Annotated in this window: 11 protein-coding genes; 7 read left to right on the top strand and 4 right to left on the bottom strand. The window is 44.6% G+C overall.

Annotated elements, in window-relative coordinates; genetic code table 11:
* Positions 1-112: 112 nt before the first annotated feature.
* Both L8S15_RS09250 and L8S15_RS09255 read right to left on the bottom strand, forming a co-directional pair.
* Positions 113-1,375: an inorganic phosphate transporter gene (locus L8S15_RS09250; protein ID WP_016783976.1), complete on the bottom strand. Its 1,263-nt coding sequence runs from the start codon at positions 1,373-1,375 to the stop codon at positions 113-115.
* A gap of 128 nt (positions 1,376-1,503) precedes the next feature.
* On the bottom strand, positions 1,504-2,184 hold the full coding sequence (locus L8S15_RS09255) for a TIGR00153 family protein (protein WP_010434644.1): 681 nt from the start codon (positions 2,182-2,184) through the stop codon (positions 1,504-1,506).
* Positions 2,185-2,391: 207 nt separating this feature from the next.
* On the opposite strand from L8S15_RS09255, the gene L8S15_RS09260 reads away from it, so the two are divergent.
* Entirely contained in the window at positions 2,392-3,909 is a 1,518-nt protein-coding gene (locus L8S15_RS09260; RefSeq protein ID WP_016788285.1) for an inorganic triphosphatase, read from the top strand.
* A gap of 51 nt (positions 3,910-3,960) precedes the next feature.
* On the opposite strand, the gene L8S15_RS09265 is transcribed toward L8S15_RS09260, so the two are convergent.
* On the bottom strand, positions 3,961-4,710 hold the full coding sequence (locus L8S15_RS09265; RefSeq protein WP_010434656.1) for a potassium channel family protein: 750 nt from the start codon (positions 4,708-4,710) through the stop codon (positions 3,961-3,963).
* A 96-nt stretch (positions 4,711-4,806) separates the two neighbouring features.
* On the opposite strand from L8S15_RS09265, the gene L8S15_RS09270 reads away from it, so the two are divergent.
* From L8S15_RS09270 to hldE, 3 genes are all read left to right on the top strand, one after another.
* Positions 4,807-6,063: a methyl-accepting chemotaxis protein gene (locus L8S15_RS09270; protein ID WP_010434658.1), complete on the top strand. Its 1,257-nt coding sequence runs from the start codon at positions 4,807-4,809 to the stop codon at positions 6,061-6,063.
* Between the two features lie 243 nt (positions 6,064-6,306).
* Positions 6,307-9,156 carry a bifunctional [glutamate--ammonia ligase]-adenylyl-L-tyrosine phosphorylase/[glutamate--ammonia-ligase] adenylyltransferase gene (glnE, locus tag L8S15_RS09275; protein WP_280572791.1) on the top strand — a complete coding sequence of 950 codons (2,850 nt, stop codon included), beginning with the start codon at positions 6,307-6,309 and terminating at the stop codon, positions 9,154-9,156.
* 121 nt (positions 9,157-9,277) lie between these two features.
* Positions 9,278-10,708 carry a bifunctional D-glycero-beta-D-manno-heptose-7-phosphate kinase/D-glycero-beta-D-manno-heptose 1-phosphate adenylyltransferase HldE gene (gene hldE / locus L8S15_RS09280; protein WP_010434661.1) on the top strand — a complete coding sequence of 477 codons (1,431 nt, stop codon included), beginning with the start codon at positions 9,278-9,280 and terminating at the stop codon, positions 10,706-10,708.
* A 167-nt stretch (positions 10,709-10,875) separates the two neighbouring features.
* Here the strand turns inward: hldE and tolC are convergent, their stop codons facing one another.
* Positions 10,876-12,201, bottom strand: a complete 1,326-nt coding sequence (tolC, locus tag L8S15_RS09285; protein ID WP_010434666.1) for an outer membrane channel protein TolC — start codon at positions 12,199-12,201, stop codon at positions 10,876-10,878.
* A gap of 227 nt (positions 12,202-12,428) precedes the next feature.
* Here tolC and nudF point away from each other — a divergent pair, with 227 nt between their 5' ends.
* From nudF to cpdA, 3 genes are read left to right on the top strand one after another with little or no spacing between them, the layout of a single operon-like run.
* Positions 12,429-13,058 carry an ADP-ribose diphosphatase gene (gene nudF, locus L8S15_RS09290; RefSeq protein ID WP_010434668.1) on the top strand — a complete coding sequence of 210 codons (630 nt, stop codon included), beginning with the start codon at positions 12,429-12,431 and terminating at the stop codon, positions 13,056-13,058.
* Between the two features lie 4 nt (positions 13,059-13,062).
* A complete protein-coding gene (locus L8S15_RS09295; protein ID WP_010434670.1) occupies positions 13,063-13,503 on the top strand; it encodes a DUF1249 family protein in 441 nt (146 codons plus the stop codon).
* Between the two features lie 60 nt (positions 13,504-13,563).
* Positions 13,564-14,388, top strand: a complete 825-nt coding sequence (gene cpdA, locus L8S15_RS09300; RefSeq protein ID WP_010434672.1) for a 3',5'-cyclic-AMP phosphodiesterase — start codon at positions 13,564-13,566, stop codon at positions 14,386-14,388.
* The last annotated feature ends 7 nt before the right edge of the window (positions 14,389-14,395 follow it).

The raw sequence follows: 14,395 nt of genomic DNA on the forward strand, positions 1-14,395 counted from the left end.
GGGAGGCAAAGCCTCCCTTTCTGTGCGTTTGAGTCAATAATGACATGGCATTTACATATCGTTACTGAAGCTCACAGTATTCTGACGCTAGTATTCACTAACGAAATCGCTATTACACGCTAAACACAGCCTGAATTGCGTAGAAGAATACAACAGCAAGCAGAGCACCTGCTGGTAGCGTTACAATCCAAGATGCAACGATGTTACGTACAACACCTAAATTCAGCGCCGCGATACCACGAGCAAAACCTACACCCAGAACCGCACCAACTAATGTTTGTGTGGTTGAGATTGGAAGACCAGTACCAGAAGCCAATACAACTGTACATGCTGTCGCTAGTTGAGCTGCAAAGCCACGGCTAGGTGTTAGTTCTGTAATACCAGTACCTACGGTTGCCATTACTTTATGGCCCATGGTCGCAAGACCAACAACGATACCAATACCACCTAGAGGAAGAATCCACCATGCGATGGTGCTCTTACCTGAGATTTCACCCATGTGCTCAACCGTTGAAACAACCGCTGATAGTGGGCCAATCGCGTTTGCTACATCGTTTGAACCGTGTGCAAATGCCATCGCACAAGCTGTGATAACCATTAGTACGCTGAAGATGCCTTCTACGCCAGTAAAGCCATGGTCTTCTTCGCGGTTAGCAAATTTCTTCTGAATGTATAGGTAGCCGCCGACCATGATCAGGCCAGATACGCCAGCAGACCACATCCACGCTTCAGAGTTGCTTAGGTGAAGACCTACGTGCTTAAGACCTTTCTTGATCGTTACAAGTGCAATGACCATTGTGGTAATGAACATGTATACAGGTACAAAACGTTTCGCATTGAATAGCGGGTTTTCTGTATCGAATATCAGTCGTTGAGCACTGACAAAGATGAGATAGGCGAAAATACCGGAAATCAACGGTGTGACAATCCAACTACCAACAATACCTTGAACACTGTTCCAGTCTACTGCTTCTGTACCTACAGACACACACGCAAAACCGATGATTGCACCGATGATTGAGTGAGTTGTTGATACTGGCCAGCCCATGTATGACGCTAGAAGTAGCCATGTACCAGCAGCAAGTAGTGCAGACATCATGCCGTAAACAAGTACGTCAGGTTGGTCTGCGAAAAGAGATGTTTCGATAACACCTTTACGGATTGTGTCAGTTACTTCGCCGCCCGCAAGGTAAGCACCTGCGAATTCAAAGATCATTGCGATAATGATCGCTTGTTTTACGGTTAGAGCTTTAGAGCCTACTGAGGTGCCCATTGCGTTCGCAACGTCATTTGCACCAATACCAATAGCCATCAAGAAACCGAAAGCTGCTGCAACAATAATCAGGACAGTGCCGTAGTTAGCAAGGATATCCATCGTAATACCTAGTTGTTTGATAACAAGCGGAACAAATTTAGACGCAAAAAACCGCTCAGCGAGAGAAATACTCAGCGCATAAGTGGTTTGTTCAAAAAATGCTCTTCGTTATATGGTTAACGTATGATTTAAGATCGAGAAAGCATTACTTCAAGACGAGCGCCTACACGCTGTGCTTGATCTGCAATACCACCGACCCATTCAAGAATCTTGTATAAGAACATGATATCAACTGGATTCAGATCGCCTTCAATCGCCATTAGTTGTTGGCGTAGTTCGATCTGCATCGCATCCGTGTCATCTTCAATTACATCTAATTGATGAATCATTTCAGCAACGAGAGTTACTTCACGGCCTTTAAAGCCAGTCTCAAGTAATTCGTCTAATTCATTGATTACGTTTTGTGCTTGGTTCGCTGCATCTAAACAACGTTTAACGTAAGCGATGAAGTTTTCTTGCATAGGAGCAGGAATGACAAGTTGTCGACCATATACACGGCCAGCAATGTCTTTCGCTAGGTTTGCGAGTTTGTCTTGTTGCGTTAATAGCTCCAACATGTCGGTGCGATCAACTGGCATAAACAAACCACGAGGAAGTTTAAGGCGAATTTCACGTTTTAGTACGTCAGCTTCTTTCTCAAGGTGAGAAATTTGAGCTCGAATTTCTGATGCTTTTTCCCAGTCACCTTTTGAAGAAACTTCAAAGAAATTAACCAGGTGAGAACAACATTCGTTCACGCATACTACGTGACGCTGCAAAGGTTTAATTGGGGACTTTGCAAATAACCCCATAATTGTATTTACTGGCATGGTCATCCAACCTAATAAATAATAACCTTAAAACAACATACACCATATTCATGGTGAAATGTTAAGCGATGGCTACAAAGTCGCGCATGTTAACCTAATCAATGTCTCATTAAAACTGTTTTAGATCATCATAAGGGCGATATTTCTGACTTGCTGACTTTTGAAATTGGCAATATCCTGTCCCTATCTTCACAGAAAGGTATAACTATGGAAACCGAGATAGAACTGAAGTTTTTTGTTTCGCCTGATTTTTCAGAGACTTTACGCAATAAAATTGCTGAAACTAAAGTACTTCAGCACAGTTGTCGAGAGCTAGGTAACATCTACTTTGACACACCTGACAACTGGCTACGTAAGCACGATACAGGCTTGCGCATTCGACGCTTTGATGACGTATTTGTACAAACCGTAAAGACCGCTGGTCGTGTGGTCGCTGGCCTGCACCAAAGGCCTGAATACAATGCTGAGCATGACAGCAACGAACCCAAGTTATCTTTACATCCAGAAGACATTTGGCCTGAGGGTAAAGATATTGAAACGTTGCAAGCTGAGCTGACGCCTCTATTTTCTACTAACTTCACGCGCGAGCAGTGGTTGATTGGTATGCCTGATGGTAGCCAAGTCGAGGTTGCGTTTGACCAAGGCTTTGTTGAATCCGGTGAGCTGCAAGAACCCATTTGTGAAGTTGAGTTAGAACTTAAATCTGGTCAAACGGATGCGCTGTTTACACTTTCTCGTCAATTTTGCGAGCAAGGAGGCATGCGCCTGGGTAACCTTAGCAAAGCGGCTAAGGGGTATCGTCTTGCCCAAGGTTATCAAGGGGATGAAGTCACTCCTTTGACCTTAGTTGATACTAGCAAAAGTGATACTGTTGAATCGTGTTTCATTCAATCTTTAGAGCACGCTCTCGCTCATTGGCATTATCACGAACAGATTTTCACGGAACGCCAATCGATTGAAGCGTTACATGAGATCAGTCATTCGCTGAGTTTCATTCGTCAAACTTTCACCATTTATGGCGGTATCGTGCCACGCCGTGCGAGTGCTATTCTGCGTCAAGAGTTGAAGTGGCTTGAGCAAGAACTCGATTGGCTTAAGATCTATGACCATTTCGAGGATTTACTTGAAGACAAAGGCCATGTGCTGCGCAAATTGGACGCACGTAAATTCTTGGTAGCTGAGCTTAAAGAAATGCAAGATCAGCTTCCTGATCGTGAAGACTTACTCACTTTGCTAAGTTCGGCACGTTACACTGGTTTATTATTGGATTTGAGCCGCTGGATCTTGTCTCGTGGCTGGCAGCCGTTTCTTGATGATAAAGCGCGTGAGCAAATGGAACGTGGTATTGAATGGTTTTCAGTGCAGCAACTCGATCGAACGTGGGCAGAGTTGATGGAAGCCTTCCCACCAGAACGTGTCATGACCAGCCAAGCGTATATTGATCAGCAATACCGTTTGATGCGAAACCTATATTCTGGCGTTGGTTTCGCGAGTTTGTATGATGACGCTGAACGAAACAGCTTCCGCTTGCCATGGGCCGATATGGTGCAAGGCATTGATGACTTGCTAGCACTTAAAACATTAGAGCCTTTGACTGAGAAGCTGGAAGGCGACGAGAAGGTTCAGCTAGAGCGTTGGTTGGCTCGCCAAGAAGTGTCTATTCTGCATGCGATGGAGCAGACGCGCCAAATCAGTGTTGAGGTTGAGCCGTACTGGCAAGACTAAACCCAATACCGGTATCAATATTAATATGAATTTGAAAATAGGGCCTCGGCCCTATTTTTTTGTTTGTTGCTCGAGCTTTTCTAGTCGCTCTAGTATTTTTTGTTGTTGCTCTATGATCTTTTCAAGGTGCTTCTCTTTGTTTTCTGCTCGTTTATTTTCATGGTGAGTTGGAGAGGTGATCAAAGAAGTAATCAAGCCTGAAATCATACCGAACACACCCACACCACAGATGATCACCAGAGAGGCAACTAATTTGCCTGAGCTCGTCACAGGATAATGGTCACCGTATCCTACAGTACTGATGGTAACAAAAGCCCACCATAAAGCATCTTGGCCAGTGGTAATGTTGGCATTGGGATCTTTGTGCTCCAAGAGCAGGATAGTGCCTGCACCTATGGTCAATAAAATAACCAGCAGTAGAATGATTGAGGCGAGCGTGGTCTCTCTTCGATTACGAAAGAGCTCTCTGAAAACCCGTTTACCTGACCGCAAAACGAGAATGACACGCAGGATTTGAAAAATGCGAGCGAAACGAAGAGGTTCGATCATTGGGAGACTTGCTAAGAAATCGATCCAGTGTACTTTTAGATATTCTTTCTTGTTTTGTGATCTGAATAGATCAATTGTGAGCTGAAAAAGAAAAACACTACAGATTACAAAATCGAGGCCGATAAGGACTTGTTTTGATTCTTTATCAATCGGTGCAAACAATAAGCCTGAGATCACAAATAACGCTAAGAAAGAGAGAATCAGTGATAATAAGCTCATCGGCTTGGTTGCGTCTTTGGTACTATTCAACATTCATACGAGGCTCAAAATAAATCGCGACTTTGACTGACATAGCCACCTCGCGGATATAGAAGCCATCAATATATAAGAATTAATGGAGAACTGACAATGACTAAACTGTCATTCAAGCCGTGGGAAAGGGTAATCTCTGACGTTCGTCTCGTTCCGAAAATGGTCATGCTGATGATATTCAGCACTATTTTGATCATTTCAAAACAGCTATGGGACGCAAGTACGTTTTATGATTCATTGCTTGCAGTAACGAACAATGCGCAGGTTGCTCAGCAGCACTATGAGACTTATCTAGTTCAAGTCGCATGGCAAACCGCTTTAATGATCGTCGTGTTTGTGGTTCTCTTATTAGCTGCCGCTCGCGTGATGTTGCGTCAAACCCAGTACCTAAACGATGCTATTAAAACCATGGCCGATAAGAACTTATCAGTACCGATTGAAATGGACTGTAAAGATGAATACGGTGATGTGGCACGCGAGCTTGAAAAAACTCGTGTTCAATTGAATGACATGATTAAAACTCAAGTGGCATCTTCAGACGAGCTATTCGCTTTGACCGAAGTGATGACCATAAGCATGTCTGAAACCAAAGATTCTGCTCAAGAAGAGTTCAACGAAATCGACCAGCTAGCAACTGCAATGAGTGAGATGACATCTACCGTGCAAACCGTAGCCGAGCATGCACAAAGTGCTTCTTCATTGACTGAGCAGGCTTCAGGCCAAGCTCTGACTGGTCAAAAGTTCGTTCAAGGTTCTGTTTCCAAGATGAGTGAGTTGTCTTCAGATATCGCAGCCTCTGCTGCTGCGGTAAACCAAGTTGAAGAGCGCGTTGACTCAATTGGTAGCGTTGTGGGCACTATCCAAGGCATTTCAGAGCAAACTAACCTACTGGCACTGAACGCAGCGATAGAAGCAGCGCGTGCGGGTGAAGCTGGACGCGGTTTTGCGGTTGTTGCCGATGAGGTTCGTAACCTTGCGCAGCGTACTCAACAAGCAACAGTAGAAATCCAAGACATGATCAGTCACCTACAAAGCAGCGCTAACTCTGCGGTAGAACTGATGGAAAAAAGCGTGGTGGAAGCGGCTGAAGGTGTTGAACTTGTTACTAATGCTGGGTCTGAACTCGATGGTATCGTGAGCCAAGTAAATCAGATTAATGATATGAACTTCCAAATTGCAACGGCTGCGGGGCAGCAGAGCAGCGTAGCGGAAGAGATGAGTGTCAACCTCACCAATGTTCGTGAGTTGGTTGAAGCATCTGTAGTTGTCGTTGGTGAGCTTCTTGAAACATCTCAGATCATGGAAACCAACGCGCAAGAACTGGACGGTAAGATTAAGCAGTTTAAGGTGTAAATTTTAGGTTCTAGCCTTTGTTCTCAGGGGGATATCCCTAGAGGTTTATTACGATAGACGAAGGCACTACTCGATAAGTTAACTGATAAAACGCCCACATTGCTAATGTGGGCGTTTTTTATTGGCGTAACTTTGGTATAACTTACTTTTGTTTTTCTAAACAGTCATTGAAACTCGTCTACTAGAACTCTTTATTAAAAACAAAACTGATTTTTCGGCTCGCAGCTAACACAAGGAAGAAACATGCCATTGCCTTCTCAACTCGTCACTCATTCCCAGCCTGCTTTTGAGCAATTGTTAGAGCACCAAAGTCAAGCTATTAGTACTTGGCCCGAGCCACTTATTGACGATCTTAAGCGTGTATTGGGCTTGAGTTGTTTTGTGGGTGATTGCTTACAACGAGACACGATACTATCCAGTACTTTACCTGATATGTTGGCATGCGAAGATCGTGCTGAAGGGTATCGTGAGCGATTGGCCGAGTTGCTTTCTGGTTGCACGGATGAAATGAGTGGCCAACGTGTGTTACGCCAATTCCGTAATCGAGAAATGACCTACATTGCGTGGCGCGATTTTATGGGGGCGTGGGAGCTAGAGCAGAGTCTAAACCATCTATCGATGTTGGCTGAGGCGATGATCTTCGAAACCTACCAATGGCAGTACGATATTTGTTGTAAAGAGTGGGGTACACCTTGCAATGAGCAAGGTGAAGCGCAGCCAATGTTGATCATTGGCATGGGCAAGCTCGGTGGTGGTGAGCTTAACTTCTCTTCTGATATCGATCTGATTTTTACCTACCCTGAGAATGGCGAAACCCAAGGAGCAAGACGCAGCATTGCCAACGCGCAATTTTTCACGCGTTTAGGGCAACGTATTATCAAAGCGTTGGATCAACAAACCTTTGATGGATTCTGTTACCGAGTCGACATGCGCCTTCGCCCGTTTGGTGAGAGTGGCCCATTGGTCATGAGTTACGCGGCTTTGGAAGATTACTACCAAGAACAAGGTCGTGATTGGGAACGCTACGCGATGGTGAAAGCACGGGTGATGGGCAGCGAAATGTACCCTGAATACCAAGAGCTTCGCCAAATGTTGCGTCCATTTGTGTTCCGTCGTTATATCGATTTCAGTGCGATTCAATCTCTGCGCCGTATGAAATCAATGATCAGCAGCGAAGTACGCCGCCGTGGCCTTTCAAACAATATCAAGCTTGGTTCTGGTGGTATTCGCGAAGTTGAGTTTATAGCCCAAGTCTTCCAATTGATTCGTGGTGGACGCGAACCAAGCCTTCGTGGCCGAGGATTATTAGAAACCTTGAGTGCGATTGAGTCACTTAACCTTCTGGAAGCTCAAGAGGTGGGACATTTACGTGAAGCTTACCTGTTTTTACGCCGCCTAGAAAACCTATTACAAGCGATGGCCGATAAGCAAACTCAAACCCTACCCGATGGTGAATTCGAACAGTTACAGCTAGCCGTCGCCATGCAGTTTTCCGATTGGGATGGTTTGATTGATGCGACCCGTGCTCATATGGCAAATGTACATACGGTATTTGAAGACTTGATTGGGGTCGATGAAGAAGATGCGAACCCAATCGCGAGCCACTTTAGCGAGTTGTGGGATATGGCCCATAAACCCGATGTAATTGAGCACGTGTTGGAACACGATATTGCGGTCGCGAGCCCGCCTGATGCGGCGAAAACGATCATTCAGTTTAAAGCCGATTTGGCTAAAAAGACCCTTGGCCCTCGTGGGCGGGAAGTCCTGAATCGTTTAATGCCTAAAGTATTTCAAGCTTTATATACGAATAAAGACGCCGAGTTTGGTTTGTCGCGAGTGCTACATTTACTGCAAAAAATAGTGACGCGTACCACTTACCTTGAGCTATTGGATGAACACCCAGCAGCGCTGACTCAGTTAGTTCGCTTATGTACAGCAAGCCCGATGATCTCGGAACAACTGGGTCGCTATCCTATTCTGCTGGATGAACTTATCGATCCTCAGCAACTTTATAACCCTGTGCCATTGGAATCTTACAAGACGGAGCTGCGTGATTACCTTGCTCGTATCCCAGAAGATGATATGGAGCAGCAGATGGAAGGTCTGCGTCAGTTTAAGCAGACTTGCATTCTCCGTATCGCAGCGGCTGATATTGCAGGTGTGCTTCCGGTGATGAAGGTCAGTGACCACCTGACGTATTTGGCTGAAGCGATAGTAGAAGCTGGTGTTAACCAAGCTTGGTTGCAGGTCTCGGCTAAGTTTGGCGAACCTACCCATGTCAAAGATCGCGAAGGGCGTGGTTTTGCGGTGGTTGGTTATGGAAAAGTTGGTGGTTGGGAGCTTGGATACAACTCCGACCTCGATATTGTGTTCATACACGATTGCCCGGTACACATCTATACTGATGGCAAAAAAGAGATAGATGGACGCCAGTTTTACCTAAGGTTGGCGCAGCGAATTATTCATATTTTCTCGACCAGAACGGCTTCTGGAATTTTATACGAGGTCGATACTCGCCTACGACCTTCAGGTGTCTCTGGCTTGCTTGTGAGCCCTACAGATGCTTTTGATGAGTATCAGCACAATGACGCGTGGACATGGGAGCACCAAGCGCTCACTCGTGCTCGTATGATTTACGGTGATGACTTATTGGCATCTGCGTTTAACAAAACTCGGCATGAGGTTTTGTGCTTGCCACGAGATGAGGCAACACTCAAAAAGTCAGTTGTCGATATGCGTGAAAAAATGCGTGGTCATTTAGGTGGCAAAAAAGTCGACCGGTTCATGCTGAAACAAGATGCTGGTGGTATCACTGATATTGAGTTTTTGGCGCAATATTTAGTACTTAGATACAGCAACGAGAAACCTAAGCTTACTCGTTGGTGTGACAATGTGAGAATCTTTGAAAGCTTGTTGTCGCAAGGAATAATGGGCGAGCAACAAGGTATGGCATTGACCAATGCGTACACCACATTAAGGGATGAAATCCACCACCGTAATCTACTTAACCTTGATGCGGATGTGGCGATCGATAAGTTTGAAATGGAAAGAGAGCATGTCGTGCAAGCATGGAAGCAGTGGATGGAAGCGTAACCCAGCCATTGCGTAGTGGCTGCTGTGTCTATCTTGATAAGCTTTTACCCATTTATCTATAGTTTAGCCACTGTAATCAGTGTGCTAGACTCTAGCCAGATTTGATTTTTGGAGATCAATAATGAAACCAATTCTACCTGACTACAGCCAATCAGGTGTTCTTATTGTCGGTGACGTCATGCTTGATCGTTACTGGTATGGCCCAACTGGCCGTATTTCACCTGAAGCACCTGTGCCCGTTGTTAAAGTAGAAAATAACGAAGAGCGTCCAGGTGGTGCTGCCAACGTAGCAATGAATATTGCGTCTCTCGGTGGTCACGCTCATGTTGTTGGTTTAACTGGCAAAGATGAGCCTGCTGAGGTGTTAAAAAATACCTTAGGCGCACTAAAGGTTAAATGTGATTTCGTTGAGTTAGAAGATTACCCAACCATTACTAAATTGCGTGTAATGAGCCGTGGTCAGCAGCTGATCCGTCTTGATTTTGAAGACAAGTTTGAGAATACAGACCCTGAGCTTATTTTGTCTCGCATGGAGCAAGCGCTTCCAAATGTACGTTCGGTCATTCTTTCTGATTACGCGAAAGGTGCGTTAGAGCATGTGCAAAGTTTTATTCAAAAAGCTCGTGCGGCAAAGGTTCCGGTATTTATCGACCCGAAAGGTGCTGATTTAGAACGCTACCGTGGTGCGACTTTGCTTACGCCAAATATGTCTGAGTTCGAGTTGGTTGCAGGTAAGGTTAAATCGGAAGAAGATCTTATCGAGAAAGGCATCGCCTTAATCGAAAAATACGACTTTGAAGCCTTGTTAGTGACTCGTAGTGAGCATGGCATGACCTTACTTCGTAAAGGGCAGGCGCCATTCCATTTGCCGACTCAAGCGAAAGAAGTGTATGACGTGACCGGTGCGGGCGATACGGTTATCTCAGTATTGGCTGCTTCGGTGGCTGCGGGCAAACCTCTAGATGAAGCGTGTGCACTCGCGAATGCGGCGGCTGGTGTGGTAGTTGGCAAACTTGGTACATCGACACTGTCTACAATTGAGTTAGCGGAAGCGATTCACGGAAGCCAAGATACCGATTACGGCGTGATCTCTGAAGCGGCATTAGTTGAAGCGGTGAAACGTGCTCGTGCGAAAGGTGAGAAAGTGGTTATGACTAATGGTTGCTTTGATATTCTGCATGCCGGACATGTTTCTTACATGAACCATGCCGCTGAGTTGGGTGACCGTTTGATCGTTGCCGTTAATACTGATGAGTCAGTGAAACGCTTGAAAGGCCCAGGTCGTCCAGTGAACCCAACCGATCGTCGTATGGCGGTATTGGCTGGTTTAGGTGCGGTTGATTGGGTTGTTCCGTTTTCTGAAGATACGCCTCAACGTTTGATCTCTGAAGTATTGCCAAGCATTTTGGTAAAAGGCGGGGATTATAAACCTGAAGATATCGCTGGCGGTGCGGAAGTGATTGCGGCTGGTGGCGAAGTTAAAGTACTTAACTTTGAAGATGGTTGCTCTACAACTGAAATTATCAAAGCGATTAAAGGTGGTCGAGGTTAACCCTTCGCCTTCGAGTATAAAACCTTTAGCCTCAAGCTCATAGTCAGATTGTAAATCTAACTTTTGATAGATAATAAAAATGCCGCTCAATGAGCGGCATTTTTGTAACGGTAATCTAGTCGCTTTATTAAAGACTTTGATTAGAGTCTTTAACTAGGATTTAAGAATTACTTGCTTGCTACTTTTAGACCTGCGTTTACATCAACGATGTCTTGTTCGCTTAGTGTACCAACCGCTTGACGAAGCTGAAGAACACTTAGGATGTAGTTGTAACGAGCATCTGAAAGGTTTTTGTTCGCATCGTATAGACGGCGAGTCGAATCTAGTACGTCAACGATAGTACGAGTACCCACATCAAAACCAGCTTCTGTTGCTTCTAGAGCAGACTGAGCTGAAACAACAGACTGTTCGTAAGCGCGTAGAGCACCAATAGAAGCTGTGATGTTGTTGTTGAAGGCACGTACGTCTTTTACAACGCTACGGTAAGTTGCTTCTAGATCTTCACTTGCTGCAACGTAGTTGTATTCAGCCTGTTTAGTCAAAGAAGTTGTGCTACCACCCGTATATAGAGGTACCACTAAGTTCAAGCCTAGGTTTAGGTTATCTTGATCATAATCAGTTGAGCTGTTTGATTGATCTGTAAGAGCGTAACTACCATCAAGAGTTAGGCTAGGTAGATGACCAGAGCTTGCTAGGGAGATGTTATCTTTTGCTACGTCTTGAGAGATACGAGCAGCAAGTAGACTAAGGTTCTTTTGCTCAGCTTGTTCAACCAGTGCAATCGCAGACTCAGAAGATTTGCTTGCTGAGAAACGGTCAGTGTCTAGGATGCTTAGGTTAGAGTGTTCTTGACCAGTAATCTCACGTAGACCTTCGTAGTTATTAATCAGAGTGTTCTCTGCTAAAACTTCATCAGCTAAAACAGCATCGTATTGAGCTTGCGCATCATGTACATCGGTGATTGCTGAAAGACCTACTTCAAAGCGCTGTTTTGTTTGCTCTAGTTGGCGAGCAACCGCTGCTTTTTCTGCACGAACGAACTCTAGGTTATCTTGAGCACGCAGTACTTCGAAGTATGCTGTTGCTACACGCAGGATCAAAGCTTGTTGCTCTGCTGCATACGCTGAATCAGCCTGACGAGCGGTTTTCTCTGCTGTATCTAACGTGATCCATGAAGAGCGTTGATAAAGTTCTTGAGTGAAGCCGATCGCTGCTCCCCAAGTGTTATTATCAATACTTGAGCTACCTGAACCAGAAGTATCTCTGTCACCACGGTTAATATCGTAGTTCGCTGTTAGGTTAATTTGTGGTAGCAAATCACTACGGCTTGACGTTACTGCTTCAAAAGCGGCATCGCGCTGCGCTGCTGAACGAAGAAGTTGTGGATCGTTCTGTTTTGCTTGGTCGTAAACTTCAGCTAGCGTATCAGCGAAAGCTGACGAACTCAGGCTGCCAATTGCTGCACTGATAAATAGTGGAAGCAGTTTTTTCATTTTCCTATTCCTGCCTTTAATAGAATTTTCTCTGAAAGAGTTTAACCCAGTTTGATGGTAATTTACTCGAAACTTTGCACTTTTTTACATTTAACTGTCCACTTGTGCAATATTTATTTTTTAAAACTTAACTTTAATTATAAAATTTATACAAAAAGTTGAACCTTATCCTTGGTAGTTAACTCGGACAATGAGTAAACTATAAAGATCACTTAGTGAGGTACCAAATGCAACAGTATGATAATCAACGACACGAGTTTACTCCTCAAGATGTGGAAATAGTCTCAAAAGAGACGCTGTTTCGTGGTTTTTTCAAAATGGTTAAATACACATTTAAACATAAGCTGTTTGAGGGGGGCTGGAGCCAACCTATAGAACGCGAGATGTTTGAACGTGGTCATGCTGCCGCTTTGTTACCTTATGATCCTATTCGTGACGAAGTGGTGATCGTAGAACAGATCCGTGTCGGCGCTCTAGAGCATGAGAACCCTTGGCAATATGAAATTGTGGCCGGGATCATTGATACGAACGAATCATCACAAGATGTTGCTCGTCGTGAAGCGATGGAAGAAGCGGGCGTTGAAGTCGGATCTGTATTGCCTATCACTTCGTATTACCCTTCATCTGGCGGTTGTTCAGAAAAGCTCGACGTCTTTGTTGGTTGTGTTGATACAACCACAGCAAAAGGTGTACACGGTTTAGATTACGAAGGTGAAGATATTCGCGTACAAGTGATGACTCGCGATGCGGCTTATCAGTTAGTAAAAGAGGGTGTGTTTGAAAATGGGGCCACAATTATTGCGCTGCAGTGGCTACAATTGAACTACCAAGAATTACAGTCAGAGTGGATAGATTAACGTTATGCCAAATATAGCAGTCAAGAAACCGTATCATGTTGATCTTGCTGAACTGATGCGAGTTTACGAGACTAACTATGCCAAGCTTAACGCTCTGTTACCGGTAGGGCATGAGGTTGGTGATGTTCGCTGTTACCAAGCCGTTAATATGGTGTATCAATTGACAGTGAATGAGGTCACAAAATACACCACATTAATAGACATATGTCAGAGTGACGAGACGCCAGTGTTTCCTTTGCCAAAAATGTCTGTCAGGCTATATCACGACGCTCGAGTTGCAGAAGTGTGCGCTAGCGGGGATTTTTCACGAGTCAAAGCGAAATATGACTATCCCAACACTAAGCTTCTGCAAAAGGATGAGAAATTTCAGTTGAACAAATTTCTTGGAGAATGGTTAACGTTTTGTTTAAAAACGGGTATCAGCCGTTCGCCAATTCCTTTTTAATTGAGCCCCATTGTAAAAACACTTTAAAGTTTAAACAGTAACGTATCTGGATTTGGTATTTTGGAATTATCACACACTTCAAAATTTGATGAGAGCAGTATTAAGCTTGTACAGCTAACGGACACGCATTTGTTTGCGCCGAGCAATGGCAGCTTATTAAGCATCAATACTCAAGATAGCTTTCGTGCTGTAGTTGATGGCATTGTTAACCAAGGCTTCGATTATGAGGCGATCTTGGCGACGGGTGATATCTCTCAAGATCACAGTGCTGAGTCGTATCAAAAATTTGAATCAGGTATTCAACCTCTGGAAAAGCCATGTTATTGGTTGCCAGGAAACCATGATTTCAAGCCTAATATGGGCAGTGTCTTACCATCACCTCAAATACAGTGCGTTGACCATGTCTTACTGGGTGATAACTGGCAGATGGTGATGCTGGACTCGCAAGTGGTTGGTGTGCCTCATGGGCGTCTAAGCGATCAACAACTTGATCTGTTAGAACAAAAATTGATCGAATTCCCTGAGCGTAATACCTTGGTTTTACTGCACCACCACCCGTTATTAGTGGGCAGCGCATGGCTGGATCAACATAACCTAAAAGATGCGGATCAATTTTGGGATGTGGTTCAGCAGCATACCAATGTCAAAGCGGTACTGTGTGGCCACGTTCATCAAGACATGAATCGAGATCATCATGGTGTGCAAGTCATGGCAACCCCGTCGACTTGTGTGCAATTCAAACCTAATTCAGATGACTTTGCCGTTGATACATTGTCTCCGGGTTGGAGAGAGATTGAATTACATCAAGATGGCACAGTAAGCACTCAAGTGCGCCGCTTGCCTAATGGGCAGTTCTTACCTGATTTTGAAGCGGGTGGTTATTGATGTTAGT

The sequence above is a fragment of the Vibrio sp. S/42/10 genome, assembly GCF_029890535.1.
GTDB classification, from domain to species: Bacteria; Pseudomonadota; Gammaproteobacteria; order Enterobacterales; family Vibrionaceae; genus Vibrio; species Vibrio cyclitrophicus.